Annotated in this window: 17 protein-coding genes; 9 read left to right on the top strand and 8 right to left on the bottom strand. The window is 62.8% G+C overall.

Going from position 1 to position 18935, the window contains the following annotated elements:
* Window positions 1-72: 72 nt before the first annotated feature.
* The 4 genes from CXQ81_RS30345 to CXQ81_RS30330 all read right to left on the bottom strand — a co-directional run bounded on the left by CXQ81_RS30345 (window position 73) and on the right by CXQ81_RS30330 (window position 4509).
* A complete protein-coding gene (locus CXQ81_RS30345; RefSeq protein ID WP_101339318.1) occupies window positions 73-897 on the bottom strand; it encodes an NAD(P)-dependent oxidoreductase in 825 nt (274 codons plus the stop codon).
* A gap of 137 nt (window positions 898-1034) precedes the next feature.
* On the bottom strand, window positions 1035-1859 hold the full coding sequence (locus CXQ81_RS30340) for a nitrilase-related carbon-nitrogen hydrolase (protein WP_101339317.1): 825 nt from the start codon (window positions 1857-1859) through the stop codon (window positions 1035-1037).
* Complete coding sequence (locus CXQ81_RS30335; protein WP_009045944.1) at window positions 1856-3301, bottom strand: cytosine permease; 1446 nt, start codon at window positions 3299-3301, stop codon at window positions 1856-1858. The genes CXQ81_RS30340 and CXQ81_RS30335 overlap by 4 nt, the downstream gene beginning before the upstream one ends.
* 167 nt (window positions 3302-3468) lie before the next feature.
* Complete coding sequence (locus CXQ81_RS30330; RefSeq protein WP_007926372.1) at window positions 3469-4509, bottom strand: low specificity L-threonine aldolase; 1041 nt, start codon at window positions 4507-4509, stop codon at window positions 3469-3471.
* 224 nt (window positions 4510-4733) lie between these two features.
* Between CXQ81_RS30330 and CXQ81_RS30325 the strand changes: the two genes are divergently transcribed.
* The 8 genes from CXQ81_RS30325 to fdhA all read left to right on the top strand — a co-directional run bounded on the left by CXQ81_RS30325 (window position 4734) and on the right by fdhA (window position 14951).
* Window positions 4734-5477 (top strand): TraX family protein, encoded by a 744-nt coding sequence (locus CXQ81_RS30325; RefSeq protein ID WP_101339316.1) that lies wholly within the window; start codon window positions 4734-4736, stop codon window positions 5475-5477.
* 447 nt (window positions 5478-5924) lie between these two features.
* On the top strand, window positions 5925-7178 hold the full coding sequence (gene glyA / locus CXQ81_RS30320) for a serine hydroxymethyltransferase (RefSeq protein WP_007926375.1): 1254 nt from the start codon (window positions 5925-5927) through the stop codon (window positions 7176-7178).
* 23 nt (window positions 7179-7201) lie between these two features.
* On the top strand, window positions 7202-8452 hold the full coding sequence (locus CXQ81_RS30315) for a sarcosine oxidase subunit beta family protein (RefSeq protein ID WP_007926378.1): 1251 nt from the start codon (window positions 7202-7204) through the stop codon (window positions 8450-8452).
* A 14-nt stretch (window positions 8453-8466) separates the two neighbouring features.
* On the top strand, window positions 8467-8796 hold the full coding sequence (locus CXQ81_RS30310; RefSeq protein ID WP_007926380.1) for a sarcosine oxidase subunit delta: 330 nt from the start codon (window positions 8467-8469) through the stop codon (window positions 8794-8796).
* On the top strand, window positions 8793-11810 hold the full coding sequence (locus CXQ81_RS30305; RefSeq protein WP_101339315.1) for a sarcosine oxidase subunit alpha: 3018 nt from the start codon (window positions 8793-8795) through the stop codon (window positions 11808-11810). The genes CXQ81_RS30310 and CXQ81_RS30305 overlap by 4 nt, the downstream gene beginning before the upstream one ends.
* A gap of 156 nt (window positions 11811-11966) precedes the next feature.
* A complete protein-coding gene (locus CXQ81_RS30300) occupies window positions 11967-12599 on the top strand; it encodes a sarcosine oxidase subunit gamma (protein ID WP_087089457.1) in 633 nt (210 codons plus the stop codon).
* Window positions 12600-12756: 157 nt separating this feature from the next.
* Complete coding sequence (purU, locus tag CXQ81_RS30295) at window positions 12757-13614, top strand: formyltetrahydrofolate deformylase (RefSeq protein WP_007926386.1); 858 nt, start codon at window positions 12757-12759, stop codon at window positions 13612-13614.
* 137 nt (window positions 13615-13751) lie between these two features.
* Window positions 13752-14951, top strand: a complete 1200-nt coding sequence (gene fdhA, locus CXQ81_RS30290) for a formaldehyde dehydrogenase, glutathione-independent (RefSeq protein ID WP_053262918.1) — start codon at window positions 13752-13754, stop codon at window positions 14949-14951.
* Window positions 14952-15013: 62 nt separating this feature from the next.
* Here fdhA and CXQ81_RS30285 read toward each other — a convergent pair whose 3' ends face one another.
* The 3 genes from CXQ81_RS30285 to CXQ81_RS31600 are packed head-to-tail and all read right to left on the bottom strand — an operon-like array spanning window position 15014 to window position 17118.
* Window positions 15014-15580, bottom strand: coding sequence for a hypothetical protein (locus tag CXQ81_RS30285; RefSeq protein WP_101339314.1), 567 nt, complete (start codon window positions 15578-15580; stop codon window positions 15014-15016).
* Entirely contained in the window at window positions 15577-16530 is a 954-nt protein-coding gene (locus tag CXQ81_RS30280) for a CHAP domain-containing protein (RefSeq protein ID WP_101339313.1), read from the bottom strand. The genes CXQ81_RS30285 and CXQ81_RS30280 overlap by 4 nt, the downstream gene beginning before the upstream one ends.
* A 9-nt stretch (window positions 16531-16539) precedes the next feature.
* Window positions 16540-17118, bottom strand: a complete 579-nt coding sequence (locus CXQ81_RS31600; protein WP_256593445.1) for a PAAR domain-containing protein — start codon at window positions 17116-17118, stop codon at window positions 16540-16542.
* A 331-nt stretch (window positions 17119-17449) separates the two neighbouring features.
* On the opposite strand from CXQ81_RS31600, the gene CXQ81_RS30265 reads away from it, so the two are divergent.
* Window positions 17450-18022, top strand: a complete 573-nt coding sequence (locus CXQ81_RS30265; RefSeq protein ID WP_097135183.1) for a DUF2780 domain-containing protein — start codon at window positions 17450-17452, stop codon at window positions 18020-18022.
* Here the strand turns inward: CXQ81_RS30265 and CXQ81_RS30260 are convergent, their stop codons facing one another.
* Window positions 18023-18910 (bottom strand): acyltransferase, encoded by an 888-nt coding sequence (locus tag CXQ81_RS30260; protein WP_007926017.1) that lies wholly within the window; start codon window positions 18908-18910, stop codon window positions 18023-18025.
* Between the last annotated feature and the right edge of the window lie 25 nt (window positions 18911-18935).

Raw genomic sequence — 18935 nt, 5'->3', positions numbered from 1 at the left:
CTGGGTTTGCGACTGCTTTGCAGTCGATCGCAGCCTCGTACCTCGGCAGCGGCTACAGATTGATCCGCTCGCTCAATCGATAAACAGATCCGTCATCAGCGTTTCGCTGCTGTCGGGATCGAAGCGGTAATGGGCGAAGTCGCTCACCCCCTGTTCGCGCAGTATGTCTTCGTCTATCAGCAAGCGCCCGGTGATGCGGCGCTGGCTGCTGGAGAGGATCGCGTGGGCCGCGTCGGCCATGATTGCAGGCGTGCGCGCATGCTTGAACGACTCGCGCGAACCCAGCTGGAACTCGATGGCGGCCGTGGCGATCATGGTCTGCGGCCACAGCGAGTTGACGCTGATGCCGTAGTTGCTGAATTCCTCGCTCATGCCCAGGGTCAGCATGCTCATGCCGTACTTGGTCACGGTGTAGGGGCTGTACTGGGCGAACCATTTACTCGCCAGGTTCAGCGGCGGCGACAGGTTGAGGATGTGCCCACCGCTGGTTTTCAGGTAGGGCAGGGCCGCCTGGCTGCACAGCAGTACGGCGCGGGTGTTGATCTGGTGCATCAGGTCGAAGCGCTTGAGCTCGATGTGCTGCACCCCGGTCAGCTTGATCGCCCCGGCATTGTTGACCAGCGCATCGATGCCGCCGAACTGCTCGGCGGCCTTGGCCAGGGCCTGGCGCACCGTCTCTTCGTCACGCACGTCCACCTGCAACGCCAGGGCCTTGCCGCCCGCCGCCTCGACCTCGCGGGCCACACTGAAGATGGTGCCGGGCAGCTTGGGATGGGGGTCGGCGCTTTTGGCCGCGATCACGATATTGGCCCCGTCCCGCGCCGCCCGCAGGGCGATTTCACGGCCGATGCCACGACTGGCGCCGGTGATGAACAGGGTCTTGCCTTGTAAGGACATGGATGCGCTCCCGATTATTGTCGTTATCCGAGCGGGTACAGCGGCTCGCCAGACAATCTAGTTCATGTCTGGCGGCGCGCGCGGATCAGGGGCGAAAAGGCGAAGGGCCGCGAGTGTTGCCCGCGGCCGGGGAGGGCTCAGTACAGCGCCGGGCGGCGGTCCAGGTGCACGTGGTTATGGGCGCTGATGTGCTTGTGCCGGGCGTCCGCCAGGGGCAGCTCCGCCAGCAGCAGTTGCTGCTGGGGCTGACGGGCGCTGCCGGCCAGCGGATATCCGTCGGCGTCGACGATCAGCGAGCCGCCGACCCAGGCCACGCCACGCTCGTCGCCGCAGCGGTCGCAGGCGGCGATGAACATGCGGTTGACCGCCGCGTTGGCCTGGACCCGGACCATTTCCGCCGGGCGTTCGCCCGGCGGACGCGGCCCGTCCGGCCAGTTGACCGGGGCGCAGAGCAGGGCGGCGCCGGCCAGCGCGGGCAGGCGCACCCATTCCGGGAATTCCAGGTCGTAGCAGATCAGCATCGCGATCGCGCCAAAGCGGGTTTCCACCACCGGCGGCGGTTGGTCGCCAACAGTGAACACCAGCTTTTCCCGGTCCCACAGATGGGCCTTGCGGTACACCGTCACCCGCCCCTCGGGCTCGACCAGCGCGGCGCTGTTGGCCACTTGCCCGGCATTCAGGCGCTCGCAGAAACCGCCGACGATCACCAACTGCAGCTCTGCGGCCAGGGCCTTCCACAGGGTCAGCGTCGGCCCATCGAGGGCCTCGGACAGCGCCAGCGCTTCCTGCCGATCGGTGAACACATAACCGCTCTGCACCAGTTCCGGCAGCACCACCACCTGGGCGCCCTGGGCAGCGGCCTCGCGGATGGCCCGCTGGCCCAGTTCGCGGTTGTAGTCGAGCTCGCCCACCCGTGGGGCGATCTGCTGGCAGGCGACTTTCAGGGTGGGCAATCCAGTCATTGGCCGGCTCCTTCCAGTTGGCGTTCGCTGGCCTGGATCGCCAGGCGCTCGGCGTCCAGGTCCAGGCCCCGGGTCAGCGCCCAGTAGGCCACGCCGGCCACGGCCAGGCCGATGACAAAGGCGATGTCCGCGCCCTCCAGCGCCCGGGCCACCGGGCCCTGGTAGAAACTCAGGGACATGAACGGAATCATTGCGACCAGGCCGAGGAAATAGGCGATGAGCCCGGGCATGGCCCAGCGGCCATAGATGCCGGCCGGGTTGAAGATGTCGCTGATGGCGTAGTGACCTTTGCGCACCACGTAGAAGTCCGCCAGGTTGACCGCGGTCCAGGGCACCAGGAAATACAGCATCAGCAGCACGAAGGTGTTGAAGCTCGCCAGGTAGCTGTCGGGAATGTTCATGGCGATCAGGAAAATCACCACCGCCACCAGGGCGATACCCACCACCCGGCTCTTGAGGTTCGGCTGGATCTGCAGGAAACCGTCGATGGCGCTGATGCCGGTGAGCATCGCGCCGTAGCAGTTGACCGCCATGATGCCGACCAGGGCGGGCACGGCGATCAGCACGGTAAAGGTGCCGAAGCCCGGGATCATCTGGTTGCCGACTTCGCGGACACTGCCGATGGCGTCGGGGGACGGCAGGGCGGAGGCGAGGAAGGCACCCAGGGACATCAGCCACAGCGCCGAGCCCGCGGCGCCCAGGTAGGTCCAGAAAATCACCTGGCGCGACGAGGTCTTGTGCGGCAGGTAGCGCGAATAGTCCGAGACATACACCGAGTAGCTGATCTGGTAGCCGGCGGCCGCCGACAGCTGGATCAGGAACGCCGACCAGGAGAAGTGCGCGTCGGCCACGGCGGCGTCGGCCTGCAGGGTCATCAGCGCGCTGATGGTCAGCACGGTGAACACGCTGATCATGATGTAGGTCAGCCAGCGCTGCACGGCGTGCAGCAGGTCATGCCCGACCACGGCGATGATCACCGCGAGGATGATCATCAGGCTGTACCAGGGCGCCCGCGCGCCGGGCACCACGGTGTTGATGGCGTCGGTGGCGAGGATCACGTTGAACACGTTGAAGCCGATGTAGACGAAGACCACCGCGGTGAAGGGCACGATGGCCCCGCGCAGGCCGAATTGCGCCCGCGACTGGATCATCTGCGGCAGGCCCATGCGTGGCCCCTGGTTGGCGTGGAAGGCCATGCAGAAGGTGCCCAGACAGACGCCGAGGACGATGGCCAGGATCGAGTAGTGCAGGCTCAGGCCGAGGGCGGCGCCGGTGAAGCCGGTGACCATGGTGGTCAGGACGAAGTTGCCGGTGAACCAGAACGGACCCTGGTGCCAGACCTTGCCGTGGCGCTCGTGGCGCGGCACGTAGTCGATGGAGCGGGTTTCGATCTTGAGGCTGGGGGACGGGGCTTTTTCCGTTGCCGCGGGCAGGCTGGTCATGGGGCTGTGCCTTGTTTTTATAAATTGACCCCGGAGTCTCGGATATACGCCTGTGATGTTGAATCAGTGGAGGGAAATAATCAGTTCAGGAATTTGTGAACTGATGTCATGCAGCGCCGGCCCACCGCACCCGATCTCGACAGGAGGCGGCAGGCCGGCGAGGGCATTCAGCCGGCCATGACCTGGCGAATGTCCGCGGCCAGTTCGCGGACCCGCGCTTCTTCGGTGTCCCACGAGCACATGAAGCGCGCGCCGCCTTTACCGATGAAGGTGTAGAAGCGCCAGCCCTTGGCGGTCAGCGCGGCGATGGCCGGTTCCGACAGTTGCAGGAACACGCCGTTGGCCTGCACCGGGAACATCAGCTCCACCCCTGGAATGTCCGCCACCAGCTCGGCCAGCAATTGCGCGCAATGGTTGGCGTGGCGGGCGTATTTGAGCCAGGCGTCGTTTTCCAGCAGGCCGACCCAGGGCGCGGACAAAAAACGCATCTTCGAGGCCAGCTGGCCGGCCTGCTTGCAGCGGTAGTCGAAGTCTTCGGCCAGCTTGTGGTTGAAGAACAGGATCGCCTCGCCCACCGCCATGCCGTTTTTCGTGCCGCCGAAGCACAGTACGTCGACCCCGGCTTTCCAGGTCAGGTCGGCGGGCGAGCAACCAAGGAAGGCGCAGGCGTTGGAGAAGCGCGCGCCGTCCATGTGCAGGTTCAGCCCCAGCTCCTTGCAGGTGGCGCTGATGGCGCGGATTTCTTCCGGGGTATAGACGCTGCCGACCTCGGTGGCCTGGGTCAGAGTCACCACCCGTGGCTTGGGGTAGTGGATGTCCTGGCGCTTGAGGGCGATGTCGCGGATCGAGTCCGGGGTCAGCTTGCCGTTCTCGGTGCCGGCGATCAGCAGCTTGGAGCCGTTGGAGAAGAATTCCGGCGCGCCGCATTCGTCGGTTTCGACGTGGGCGGTTTCCGAGCAGATGACGCTGTGGTAACTCTGGCACAGCGACGACAGGGCCAGGGAGTTGGCGGCGGTGCCGTTGAAGGCGAAGAACACCTCGCAGTCGGTCTCGAACAGCTTGCGGAAATAATCGGCGGCGCGCGCGGTCCACTGGTCGTCGCCATAGGCGCGTTCGTGGCCGCGGTTGGCCTGGTCCATGGCCGCCCAGGCCTCGGGGCAAATGCCGGAATAGTTGTCGCTGGCGAATTGTTGGCTCTTGTCGGTCATGGCCGTCTTCCGTGCTAAGGGTCCGAGAGGGGAGTCCTTCGATAAAGGGCTCCGGATAAGGCGCTCCTGGGTAAGGAGCCCTTGGGTAAAGCGTCCGCAACGAGGTCTGGGCCGGCAGGACAGCGCAGGCCCCGCAGAGATCGGTGGAGCGCCACTTTACCCAAGATTGAGGGGGGAGCACACGCTCTGTTTATGGGTGAAAAATGCACAGGCCATGAGGATATATGCCAGACTCGCTGCTGACCCCGCTGGCCGCCCGGCGCGATGGCGCCCTGGACCTGCTCAAGTGGCTGGCGCTGCTTTGCATGGTGCTCGATCACCTGCGCTACGTCGGCTGGAGCCTCGATCTGCTGTATGTGCCCGGGCGCCTGGCGTTTCCCTGGTTCTGCCTGGCGCTGGCGGCCAATGTGGCGCGGGCCGGCGCGGTGGGTCGCGAGGGCGCGGGGCAATGGCGTTACCTGGGCTGGCTGCTGTTGTTCAGCTTGCTCAGCGAGGTGCCGTACCGGCTGTACATTCCCGACCCCGACACCCTGAATGTGCTGCCGACCCTGGCCCTGGGCCTGTTGGTGGCCCGCGCCTGGCAGCGTCGCGGTGGGCTGGCGCTGTGGCTGGGGATCGGCGCGGCCTTGCTCGGCGGGCTGTTCGACCGGTACCTGATGTTCGGCCTGTTCGGCGTCTTGCTGCCGCTGGCGATGTTGCTGGTGCTGCAGCGCCGCTGGTACTGGGCGCTGCTGCCGGGGTTGCTGTGCCTGGCGGCCAACCAGTGGCAAAGCCTGCTGCCGGCGGCGCGCCTGGGTAATCAGGTGGCCGCCTGGGCGCTGTTCGCCTGCGTGCTGGCGCCGTGGCTGGGGCTGGCGATCCTGCGCCGGATGCGCGGTTTTTCGCCGCCACCGATGCGGCGCTGGGCCTATCTGCTGTATCCCGGGCATTTCCTCCTGCTGCTGATGCTGCGCAACCTGCTGGCCTGACGGCGAACCGTTGTCGCTACGAACGCCCTGTAGCCGCTGCCGAGCTGGCGAGGCTGCGCTCGGCCGCGAAGCGGTCGTAAAACCAGGCAACCTGTTCTTCCAGGCATATCGCGTGCTGAGGTTTTGCGAGGACTGCGTCCTCGAGCGCAGCCTCGCAGGCTCGGCAGCGGCTACAGATGCGACACACCAACCCGAAAGCTGTGGCGCCACTGGTCGGTGGCGGGGGCTGGCGGTCGCGGGCAAGCCACCGATATAGAGCCTTCGGCGCGTGGCGCCCGCAAGCAATTGTCTCTCTGCGCCAGGCCATGTCGTAAACGCACCTTTGCGTGGCGTCCATAGGCATTTGGCCGGTCAGCGCCGGTCATACCATCGCATCCAAAGGGCACTACCGCAGGGTACGTGCCTCACCGAGACGAAAGGCGCACCGCCGCCGCTGGGAGAGACGCGATGTTCAGCAAGCAAGACCAAATCCAGGGTTATGACGATGCACTGCTGGCGGCCATGAATGCCGAGGAGCAACGTCAGGAAGATCACATCGAGCTGATCGCGTCGGAGAACTACACCAGCAAGCGCGTGATGCAAGCGCAAGGCAGCGGCCTGACCAACAAGTACGCCGAAGGTTATCCGGGCAAGCGCTACTACGGCGGCTGCGAGCACGTGGACAAGGTCGAGGCCCTGGCCATCGAACGCGCCAAGCAACTGTTCGGCGCCGACTACGCCAACGTCCAGCCGCACTCCGGTTCCTCGGCCAACAGCGCCGTGTACCTGGCCCTGCTGCAAGCCGGCGACACCATCCTGGGCATGAGCCTGGCCCACGGCGGCCACCTGACCCACGGCGCCAAGGTGTCGTCCTCGGGCAAGCTGTACAACGCCGTGCAGTACGGCATCGACACCAACACCGGGCTGATCGACTACGACGAAGTCGAGCGCCTGGCCGTCGAGTGCAAGCCGAAGATGATCGTCGCCGGCTTCTCGGCCTACTCCAAGACCCTCGACTTCCCACGCTTCCGCCAGATCGCCGATAAGGTCGGCGCGCTGCTGTTCGTCGACATGGCCCACGTCGCCGGCCTGGTCGCCGCTGGCCTGTACCCGAACCCGCTGCCTTACGCCGACGTGGTCACCACCACTACCCACAAGACCCTGCGCGGTCCGCGGGGCGGCCTGATCCTGGCCAAGGCCAACGAAGAAATCGAGAAGAAGCTCAACGCCGCGGTCTTCCCGGGCGCCCAGGGCGGCCCGCTGATGCACGTGATCGCCGGCAAGGCGGTGTGCTTCAAGGAAGCGCTGGAGCCTGGCTTCAAGGCCTACCAGCAGCAAGTGATCGACAACGCCCAGGCCATGGCCGGCGTCTTTATCAAACGCGGCTACGATGTAGTGTCCGGCGGCACCGACAACCACCTGTTCCTGGTCAGCCTGATCCGTCAGGGCCTCACCGGCAAGGAGGCGGACGCCGCCCTGGGGCGCGCCCACATCACCGTGAACAAGAACGCCGTGCCGAACGATCCACAGTCGCCGTTCGTGACCTCCGGCCTGCGTATCGGCACCCCGGCGGTGACCACCCGCGGCTTCAAGGTTACCCAGTGCGTGGAGCTGGCCGGCTGGATCTGCGACATCCTCGACCACCTCGGCGATGCCGATGTCGAGGCCAATGTCGCTCGTCAGGTATCGGCCCTGTGCGCGGACTTCCCGGTTTATCGCTGAGTGCGGTTTTGGAGTAAATGACTATGCAACGCTACTCGGGCTTCGGCCTCTTCAAGCACTCCCTCAGCCACCATGAAAACTGGCAGCGCATGTGGCGCACGCCGACCCCGAAAAAGGTCTACGACGTGGTCATCGTCGGCGGTGGCGGGCATGGCCTGGCGACCGCCTACTACCTGGCCAAGGAGCACGGCATCACCAACGTCGCCGTGGTCGAGAAAGGCTGGCTGGGCGGCGGTAACACCGCGCGCAACACCACCATCGTGCGTTCCAACTACCTGTGGGACGAGTCGGCGCACCTGTACGAACACGCGATGAAACTGTGGGAAGGCCTGTCCCAAGACCTCAACTACAACGTGATGTTCTCCCAGCGCGGCGTCTACAACCTGTGCCACACCCTGCAGGACATCCGTGATTCCGAGCGTCGGGTCAGCGCCAACCGCCTCAACGGCGTGGACGGCGAGCTGCTCAACGCCAAGCAGGTGGCGGACGAGATTCCGTACCTGGACTGCTCGAAAAACACCCGCTACCCGGTGCTGGGCGCCACCGTCCAGCGCCGTGGCGGCGTGGCCCGTCACGACGCCGTGGCCTGGGGCTTCGCCCGCGCCGCCGACGCCCTGGGCGTGGACCTGATCCAGCAGACCGAAGTGATCGGCTTCCGCAAGGAAAACGGTGTGTGCATCGGCGTGGAAACCAACAAGGGCTTCATCGGCGCCAAGCGCGTCGGCGTGGTCACCGCCGGTAACTCCGGGCACATGGCCAAGCTCGCCGGCTTTCGCCTGCCGATCGAATCGCACCCGCTGCAAGCGTTGGTGTCCGAGCCGATCAAGCCGATCATCGACAGCGTGATCATGTCCAACGCGGTGCACGGTTACATCAGCCAGTCCGACAAGGGCGACCTGGTGATCGGCGCCGGTATCGACGGCTGGGTCGGCTACGGCCAGCGCGGTTCGTACCCGGTGATCGAGCACACCATCCAGGCCATCGTCGAGATGTTCCCGATCCTTTCGCGGGTGCGCATGAACCGCCAATGGGGCGGCATCGTCGACACCACCCCGGACGCCTGCCCGATCATCTCCAAGACCCCGGTGCCGAACATGTTCTTCAACTGCGGTTGGGGTACCGGTGGCTTCAAGGCAACACCTGGCTCGGGCAACGTATTCGCCGCGAGCCTGGCCAAGGGTGAAATGCACCCGCTGGCCGCACCTTTCTCCATCGACCGTTTCCACAACGGTGCGCTGATCGACGAACACGGCGCTGCAGCTGTCGCCCACTAACAGGAGAAATCCCTATGTTGCACATCTTCTGTCCTCACTGCGGCGAACTGCGCTCCGAAGAGGAATTCCATTCGTCCGGCCAGGCGCATATCCCGCGTCCACTGGACCCGAACAACTGCACCGACGAGGAGTGGGGCGACTACATGTTCTTCCGCGACAACCCTCGCGGCCTGCACCACGAGCTGTGGATCCATGCCGCCGGCTGCCGTCAGTACTTCAACGCCACCCGCGACACCGTGACCTACGAGATTCTCGAAACCTACAAGATCGGTACCAAGCCGCAATTCACCGACAAGACCGATAGCCCGAAAGCGGCCACGCAGGCTCTGGGAGAGAAGGTATGAGCCAGTCCAATCGCCTGTCCAACGGCGGACGCATCGACCGCAACAAAGTCCTCAGCTTCACCTTCAACGGCCAGACCTACAAAGGCTTCGAAGGCGACACCCTGGCCGCCGCCCTGCTGGCCAACGGCGTGGACATCATCGGTCGCAGCTTCAAGTATTCCCGGCCGCGCGGGATCTTCGCCGCCGGTGCCGAAGAGCCGAACGCGGTGCTGCAGATCGGCGCCACCGAAGCCACCCAGATCCCCAACGTGCGCGCCACCCAACAGGCGCTGTACCAGGGCCTGGTCGCCACCAGCACCAACGGCTGGCCGAGCGTCAACAACGACATGATGGGGATTCTCGGCAAGGTCGGCGGCAAGCTGATGCCGCCGGGCTTCTACTACAAAACCTTCATGTACCCGCAATCGTTCTGGATGACCTACGAGAAGTACATCCGCAAGGCCGCGGGCCTGGGTCGCTCGCCGACCGAGAACGATCCGGACACCTACGACTACATGAACCAGCACTGTGACGTGCTGATCGTCGGTGCCGGCCCCGCCGGCCTGGCCGCGGCCCTGGCGGCTGCGCGCAGCGGTGCGCGGGTGATTCTCGCCGACGAGCAGGAAGAATTCGGCGGCAGCCTGCTGGACAGCCGCGAAAGCCTGGACGGCAAGCCGGCGGCCGAGTGGATCGCCACCGTGGTCGCCGAGCTGAAGTCGCTGCCGGACGTGACCCTGCTGCCACGGGCTACCGTGAACGGCTACCACGACCATAACTTCCTGACCATTCACGAGCGCCTGACCGACCACCTCGGCGACCGCGCACCAATCGGCCAGGTGCGCCAGCGCATCCACCGGGTGCGCGCCAAGCGCGTGGTACTGGCCACCGGCGCCTGTGAGCGTCCGCTGGTCTACGGCAACAACGACGTGCCGGGCAACATGCTGGCCGGCGCGGTCTCGGTCTACGTGCGCCGCTACGGCGTGGCACCGGGCAAGAAGCTGGTGCTGAGCACCAACAACGACCACGCTTACCGTGTGGCCCTGGACTGGCTCGATGCCAGCCTGCAAGTGGTGGCCATCGCCGATGCCCGTCACAACCCACGCGGCGCGCTGGTGGAAGAAGCCCGCGCCAAGGGCATTCGCATCCTCACTTCCAGTGCGGTGATCGAAGCCCGTGGCAGCAAGCATGTGACCGGCGCCCGCGTCGCGGCGATCGACGTCAAGGCTCACAAGGTCACAAGCCCGGGCGAGTGGCTGGACTGCGACCTGATTGCCAGCTCCGGCGGCTACAGCCCGGTGGTGCACCTGGCGTCGCACCTGGGCGGCAAGCCGATCTGGCGTGAAGACATCCTCGGTTTCGTACCGGGCGAAGCACCGCAGAAACGCGTGTGTGTCGGCGGCATCAACGGCGTCTATGGCCTCGGCGATTCCCTGGCCGACGGTTTCGAAGGTGGCGTGCGTGCCGCCAGCGAAGCGGGTTTCAAGGCCGTGGAAGCGATACTGCCCAAGGCCCTCAGCCGTGTGGAAGAGCCGACCCTGGCGCTGTTCCAGGTGCCCCATGAGAAAGGCACCGCGCGGGCACCCAAGCAGTTCGTCGACCTGCAGAACGACGTCACCGCCGCCGCCATCGAACTGGCGACCCGCGAGGGCTTCGAGTCGGTCGAGCACGTCAAACGCTACACCGCCCTGGGCTTCGGTACCGACCAGGGCAAGCTCGGCAACGTCAACGGCCTGGCCATCGCGGCCCGTTCGCTGAACGTGAGCATCCCGCAGATGGGCACCACCATGTTCCGTCCGAACTACACGCCGGTGACTTTCGGTGCGGTGGCCGGTCGTCACTGCGGGCACATCTTCGAGCCGGTGCGTTTCACCGCGCTGCATGCGTGGCACGTGAAGAACGGCGCCGAGTTCGAGGACGTCGGCCAGTGGAAGCGCCCCTGGTACTTCCCGAAGAATGGCGAAGACCTGCACGCCGCGGTCAAGCGCGAGTGCAAGGCGGTGCGCGACAGCGTCGGCCTGCTCGACGCCTCGACCCTGGGCAAGATCGATATCCAGGGCCCGGACGCCCGTGAGTTCCTCAACCGCATCTACACCAACGCCTGGACCAAGCTCGACGTGGGCAAGGCGCGCTACGGCCTGATGTGCAAGGAAGACGGCATGGTCTTCGACGACGGCGTGACCGCCTGCGTCGGCGAAAACCACTTCATCATGACCACCACCACGGGCGGCGCGGCGCGCGTCCTGCAATGGCTGGAGATCTATCAGCAGACCGAATGGCCGGACCTCAAGGTGTACTTCACCTCGGTCACCGACCACTGGGCGACCATGACCTTGTCCGGGCCGAACAGCCGCAAGCTGCTCAGCGAAGTCACCGACATCGACCTGGACAAGGACGGCTTCCCGTTCATGACCTGGAAAGAAGGTCTGGTGGGCGGTGTGCCGGCGCGGGTGTTCCGCATTTCCTTCACCGGCGAGCTGTCGTACGAAGTCAACGTCCAGGCCGATTACGCCATGGGCGTACTGGAGCAGATCGTCGAGGCCGGCAAGAAGTACAACCTGACCCCGTACGGCACCGAAACCATGCACGTACTGCGGGCCGAGAAGGGCTTCATCATCGTCGGCCAGGACACCGACGGCTCGATGACCCCGGACGACCTGAACATGGGCTGGTGTGTCGGTCGCACCAAACCGTTCTCGTGGATCGGCTGGCGTGGCATGAACCGCGAAGACTGCGTGCGCGACCAGCGCAAGCAACTGGTGGGCCTGAAACCGATCGACCCGAACCAGTGGCTGCCGGAAGGCGCGCAACTGGTGTTCAACACCAAGCAGGCGATCCCGATGAGCATGGTCGGTCACGTGACCTCCAGCTATGCCCATAACTCCCTGGGTTATTCGTTTGCCATGGGTGTGGTCAAGGGCGGCCTGAAGCGGATGGGCGAGCGGGTGTTCGCGCCATTGGCCGACGGCACGGTGATCGAGGCGGAAATCGTTTCTTCGGTGTTCTTCGATCCGAAAGGCGATCGCCAGAACGTTTAACAAAGGTCCTGTAGCCGCTGCCGAAGGCTGCGATAAGGTTCGAAGAACCTTCCGGCGCCATCAAGAGCGGCGCCTGCTTCGCAGTCGTTCGCAGCCTGCGGCAGCGGCTACAGGATCGGTGGTTTTCGCACAACAGAATTTCAAGACAGGTGCTCTATGACCGCAGTCAACGTTTACCAACAGCGCCCGACCACTGGCGCCAAAGCCGAGTCGTCGCTGCACCATGCCGACCTCGCCAGCCTGGTGGGCAAGGGCCGCAAGAACGCAGGCGTGACCCTGCGCGAGAAGAAACTCCTCGGCCACCTGACCCTCCGTGGCGATGCTCATGACCCGGCCTTCGCTGCCGGCGTGCACAAGGCCCTGGGCCTGGAGCTGCCAGTGGCCCTGACCGTGGTCGCCAAGGGCGAGACCAGCCTGCAGTGGATGGGCCCGGACGAATGGCTGCTGGTGGTGCCGAGCGGCGAAGAATTCGCCGCCGAGAAAAAACTGCGCGAAGCGCTGGGCGACCTGCACATCCAGATCGTCAACGTCAGTGGCGGCCAGCAGATTCTCGAACTGTCCGGCCCGAACGTGCGCCAAGTGCTGATGAAGTCCACCAGCTACGACGTGCACCCCAACAATTTTCCGGTGGGCAAGGCCGTCGGCACTGTGTTCGCCAAGTCGCAACTGGTGATCCGCCGCATGGGCGAAGACACCTGGGAACTGGTGATCCGCCGCAGCTTCTCCGATTACTGGTGGTTGTGGCTGCAGGATGCCGCCGCCGAATACGGCCTCAGCGTCCAGGCGTAACACAAATCCCTGTAGCCGCTGCCGAAGGCTGCGATCGACCCCGCAGGGGGCGTCGCTCTTGAGGGCGCTGGAAGGTCCTTCGACCAACGTGGCCCGGACTTATCGCAGCCTGCGGCAGCGGCTACAGAAGTGTACTTACGAACAGGAGTCACCCCGCATGAGCCGCGCACCCGATACCTGGATTCTCACCGCCGACTGCCCCAGCGTGCTCGGCACGGTGGACGCGGTGACCCGCTTTCTGTTCGAGCAGGGCTGCTACGTCACCGAGCACCACTCCTTCGATGACCGGCTTTCGGCGCGTTTTTTCATTCGCGTGGAATTCCGCCAGCCCGAGAATTTCAACGAGCAGGGCCTGCGCGACGGTCTGGCCGAGCGCGCCCGGGCTTTCGACATGAACGTCGAGCTGACCCCGCCGCAGCATCGGCCGAAAGTGGTGATCATGGTCTCCAAGGCCGATCACTGCCTCAACGACCTGCTCTACCGCCAGCGCATCGGCCAGCTGGCGATGGACGTGGTGGCGGTGGTGTCCAACCACCCGGACCTCAAGCCCCTGGCCGACTGGCACCAGATCCCGTATTACCACTTCCCCTTGGACCCCAACGACAAGCCGTCCCAGGAGCGCCAGGTGTGGCAGGTGATCGAGGACTCCGGCGCCGAACTGGTGATCCTTGCGCGCTACATGCAAGTGCTGTCGCCGGAGCTGTGCCGCAAGCTCGATGGCAAGGCGATCAACATCCACCACTCCCTGCTGCCCGGTTTCAAGGGCGCCAAGCCTTATCACCAGGCCTACAACAAGGGCGTGAAACTGGTGGGCGCTACCGCGCACTACATCAACAACGACCTGGACGAGGGCCCGATCATCGCCCAGGGCGTGGAAGTGGTGGACCACAGTCATTACCCCGAGGACCTGATCGCCAAGGGGCGCGATATCGAAGGCCTGACCTTGGCGCGGGCCGTGGGTTATCACATCGAACGGCGGGTGTTCCTCAACGCCAACCGGACGGTGGTGCTTTAGCGGCAGCTGCAAGTTTCGAGCTTCAAGCCGCAAGAAAGAGCGGTAGATGTCAGACGTAGCAACGGTTTCACGCTTCAAACTTGCGGCTTATGGCTTGACGCTTGTAGCTGCTCTAATAACAACAGCGAGGTGAAAGCATGTCTGGTAATCGTGGTGTCGTGTATCTCGGCAATGGCAAGGTCGAAGTACAGAAAATCGACTATCCAAAAATGCAGGACCCGCGCGGCAGGAAGATTGAGCACGGCGTCATCCTGCGCGTGGTATCCACCAATATCTGCGGCTCAGACCAGCACATGGTGCGCGGCCGTACCACTGCCCAGGTCGGCCTGGTCCTGGGTCACGAAATCACTGGCGAGGTGGTGGAGAAGGGCAGCGACGTCGAGAACCTGAAGCTCGGCGACCTGGTCTCGGTGCCGTTCAACGTGGCTTGCGGGCGCTGCCGTTCCTGCAAGGAGCAACACACCGGGGTCTGCCTGACCGTCAACCCGGCCCGCGCCGGCGGTGCCTACGGCTACGTCGACATGGGCGACTGGACCGGCGGCCAGGCCGAATACGTGCTGGTGCCGTACGCCGACTTCAACCTGCTGAAACTGCCGGACCGCGACAAGGCGATGGAGAAGATCCGCGACCTGACTTGCCTGTCCGACATCCTGCCGACCGGCTATCACGGTGCGGTAACGGCTGGCGTCGGCCCGGGCAGCAGCGTCTACATCGCCGGTGCCGGCCCGGTAGGCCTGGCCGCGGCTGCGTCCGCCCGTCTGCTGGGCGCGGCGGTGGTGATCGTTGGCGACGTCAACCCGGTGCGCCTGGCCCACGCCAAGGCCCAGGGTTTTGAAATCGCCGACCTGTCCAAGGACACCCCGCTGCACGAACAGATCGCCGCGCTGCTCGGCGAGCCGGAAGTGGATTGCGCGGTCGACGCGGTGGGCTTCGAGGCTCGCGGCCATGGCCATGCCGGTGCCCAGCACGAAGCGCCGGCCACGGTGCTCAACTCGTTGATGGGCGTGGTGCGGGTTGCCGGCAAGATCGGTATTCCCGGCCTCTACGTCACCGAAGACCCGGGCGCTGTGGATGCGGCGGCCAAGATGGGCAGTCTGAGCATCCGCTTCGGCCTCGGCTGGGCCAAGTCCCACAGCTTCCACACCGGCCAGACCCCGGTGATGAAGTACAACCGCCAACTGATGCAAGCCATCATGTGGGACCGCATCAACATCGCCGAAGTGGTCGGCGTGCAGGTCATCAGCCTGGACGACGCTCCGCGTGGCTACGGCGAATTCGATGCCGGCGTGCCGAAGAAATTCGTCATCGACCCGCACAAGCTGTTCAGCGCGGCCTAAGGCTTTGACGCAGTAAAAAGGGCGACCCTCGGGTCGCCCTTTTTTATGTCTGTTTTCGATGTTCAGAAACCTGCGCCCGGATAGTGGAGCCAGTACTTTCCGGACAGTATTTCTGCAATATCGGGTGGAGGGAACACAGACGGCGCATCTCGGTTGAAGCGGGAGCGCCATTGCGGAAGCCACCAATAGTTGAGTGCGGTTCCTCTGGGTTTAAGGACAAACCCCAGCACTGTGTCATCGATCCGCCCCTCTTTATAAAACCTGTGGCTGTGATCCATGAGGTTCAGGTAATGGTTGATGGGCAGCTTCAGCATCAGGATCGAGGTATAGACCTTCTCCGACTGTGTGCGTGTCGGACTTTCAAGCAGACCGAGCGCTTCGCAGTAATACGCTTGCGGCTGCTGGGTGATGCTGCTGGCCGTGGGTTCGGCGAGGATATCGAAGACGTTGGTGTCTTCTTGCCAGGCTCTTTCATTACCTTGCTTGAAGTAGTCGGTAACGAAACGGGTCAGCGGGCCGTTGGCTACGGTTTGGCCTGCACAGGCCAAATCATCGACCGGTGACCAGACGCGCCAGGCCACGATGGAGATGAGTGCAATGGCCAAGAGTGGATACAGGATTTTTTTCATTGTGGTTTGCTGTGTTTGTAGCGACGGAAAACAGTAAAGTCATGATCACCCCTGGAGGCGGTGCCATTGAAGTTTCGGAAACCTGCATCATTGACCTCAACCTTTAACCAGCCCGCAGATACACAAACCCCCTTGGCAACGACAAAACCAACGTGACCACTCGCGTCTGAATAATTGGCGGTGTAAGCACCAATATCGCCAGGTAGCGGTTGTGTCTCGACTTTCCAGCTATTGAGTAACTTGTCAGGATTACCCCACTCGGCAGCCAAGGGCGGACTCAGGCTACCATTGCCTGGAAGCCATGTCAGTCGACCATGTTCAATAAGCGCCACGGAAATACCGACAGAAGTGAGAACGTCGTAAACGAACAAGTTGCATTTGTTAGTGTTTTTCTTGAATGAGGTGGTTTTCTCTAGAGTTGGATGAGGTAGCGATTCCTTTTCTTTTGGTCCTGCCCAATCGGTCGAACCACGATGGGAAAGTGCTTTCATCAATATTTTTCTAGGTATGTCATGAACGGCGATTTTTACCGTTCTGATTTCATTGTTATTATTCTTTACTCCGTACTCTACTGAGTAGAAGTTATCATTCGATGGCGTGTCCTGAGTCGATAGCTGGATTTTTGTCCATGGAGATACCGCAACCAGATTTAACCGATTTCCTACGGTTAGCGTGGCTTTTCCTATGGCTTTCTTATTGCCGGCGGCACTAACGATAAGCAAGGAAACTTCATATTTCGGCTTGCTTTCAATGGTAGTCAAAACTGCATTGTCAGGCCCCCTGACAATCGTCTCGAGTTTACGGGCGGTCAGAGTGTAGGTAATCGTTGATTCTTGTTTTTTGGTGATTTTTTTATCGATGGGTTTGTTATCTATAAGAAGCTCGAAATGCACGCCATCTGGCGTATCCATCAGGAAGTCTTTAAAGACCAATATGATTTCTGATTTCATTGAGGCACCTTATTCAATAGGTTCTTCGTAGGAGAAAAACTCCCAAGTCGAGTCATCACCCACAAAAACAGTATCGCAGGAGGAATAGTCTTCGACGGGGTGTTCTTTTCCCTCTCCGGTTGTTTGGCAAGTACCGTCGTTGAATAAGGTAAGTTGGTCTTTATTCTTTATCTTGTAGGCCAGCCCAGGTTTCTCTATATCATCCTGGCGCTCGATGATGACTTGTAGGCTTTTTGGAAGGCCTGCGCTAGAAAGCAAAGCTATCCCGCTACCCACTGGAGCAGAGTGATCTACACCAGCAAGTCCGCTGTGTTGTTGTGTGAGTAGGGTATTGGTGAAGGGTGGACAGCCACAGGCGACATAGTCTCCTTCCCGTGCGGCGGGACCCGCCGGTAGGTAGACCGTCCTTTCCCCTACGGCAACAATAGGGCCCTTTCCAATAGCACAAACCGGGCAACTGGCTAGTTGGCCAACCGAACTGATAATTCGGCCCTCTATGTATATACCGTCGTTTCCCTCAAGAATGACACCGCCAGTAGAGGTAGGACCTCCCTTGGACGCTAGCTTTCGTGGATCAGCTGATGACATGGGCTCCCTCCCATTTAACGAGCCCGAATCTCACACTTCGCTTAATCCAATTTCAAGGCCGGTTTTGTATCTATACGTGACAAATATTCGAGATCGGTGGTTACGCGAGTGAAAATCGCACCATTCCAAAAAGCAGTATTCGCTCCAGTTTCAAAAGCGTGAGCTGGTGATGATGTACGCTCAATTGCAGTCCGGGGCACTGCATTTTTCACTTCGTTATAGTTACTCGGGGATTTACTCGTGACCGGGAACATTCCTATTGGCCATCAGTCAAATGGCTGCTTTTTCCCACCCAATCTCGGGTGGTTTTCATGCTCAAGAGGTTGTCTCGATGAAAATTTCCCGCAGTGTTGCACTGGCTACGTTGCTGACCCTGGGAGCCAGCCCGGTCTTTGCCGCAGGCTTCAGCCTGAGCGATGCCGCCAATGCGGTGTCCAGCATGCAGGGTGGCGACAAGGCCGCCGCTGCCGCTCCAACCTCGCAGACCGCCAATCTGCTCAGTGCACTCTCGCAACTGGATGTCACGCCGGAGCAGGCCATCGGCGGTACCGGCGCGATGCTGGGCCTGGCGAAGAACCAGCTGAGCAGCACCGACTACTCGCAACTGAGCAAAAGCGTTCCGGGGCTGGACAAGCTCTCGGGCGGCAACGCGCTGGGCAGCCTGGGCGCCTTGAGCGGCCTGCTGGGGCAGAGCGGTGGCAACAAGACCGCCGGCCTGGAGAGTGCGTTGGGTAACGTGCAGAACACCAATGACCTGAACAGCGCGTTCAGCGCCCTGGGCATGGACAGTGGCATGATCGGCCAGTTCGCCCCGGTGCTCCTGCAATACCTGGGTCAGCAGGGCGTGGGTGGTTCGCTGCTCAACAGCCTGGGCGGGATCTGGGGCGTAGGCAGCGGTAGCTGATCAACGGCGCTCGGCGCGCAAGGCGTCGATGCGCTGGTCCTTTTCGGTCCAGAGCTGGTTGACCCAGTTCTGGACGGTCTGGCGAAACGCCGGATCGTTTTCGTAATCCCCCTGCCACAACGCCGGGTCCAGCTCACGGGTCTGGATATCGACGATCACCCGCGGCACGTTGCCGCTGATCAGGTCCCAGAAACCGGGAATCTTCTGCTGCGGATAGACCACCGTCACATCGAGGATGGCGTCGAGCTGTTCGCCCATGGCCGCCAGCACGAAGGCCACGCCGCCGGCCTTCGGCTTGAGCAGCTGCTTGAAAGGGGATTGCTGCTGCTCACGCTTGGCCGGCGTGAAGCGGGTGCCTTCCAGGTAGTTGACCACCGTGACCGGCTGGCGTTTGAACAGCTCGCAGGCGGCCTTGGTGATTTCCAGGTCCTTGCCTTGCAGCTCCGGGTTCCTGGCCAGGAACGCCTTGCTGTAGCGCTTCATGAAGGGGTAATCCAGGGCCCACCAGGCGAGGCCGAGGAAGGGCACCCAGATCAGCTCTTTTTTCAGGAAGAACTTGAAGAAGGGGGTACGGCGGTTGAGGGTCTGGATCAGCGCCGGGATGTCGACCCAGGACTGGTGGTTGCTGATCACCAGATAAGAAGTGTCGCCCCGCAGCTCGTCACCGCCGCGGATATCCCACTGGGTGGGAATGCACAGGGCGAAGATCAGCTTGTCGATTTCGGCCCAGGTTTCGGCAATCCACATCACCGCCTTCGACGCATGGTCGCGCAGGCGCCCTGGCAGGACCAGCTTGAGCAGGGCGAACACCATCAGCGGCCCGAACAGGACCAGGGTGTTGAGCAACAGCAGCAGGGTGACGAAACAGCCGGTGAGCAGGCGGCGCATAAGGAACTCTTGAAAGCCTTTGGGC

This window comes from Pseudomonas sp. 09C 129 (assembly GCF_002843625.1).
GTDB lineage: Bacteria > Pseudomonadota > Gammaproteobacteria > Pseudomonadales > Pseudomonadaceae > Aquipseudomonas > Aquipseudomonas chlororaphis.
Note: the sequence above shows the minus strand (reverse complement) of the source record. Positions and strands in the feature narration are given on the sequence as shown.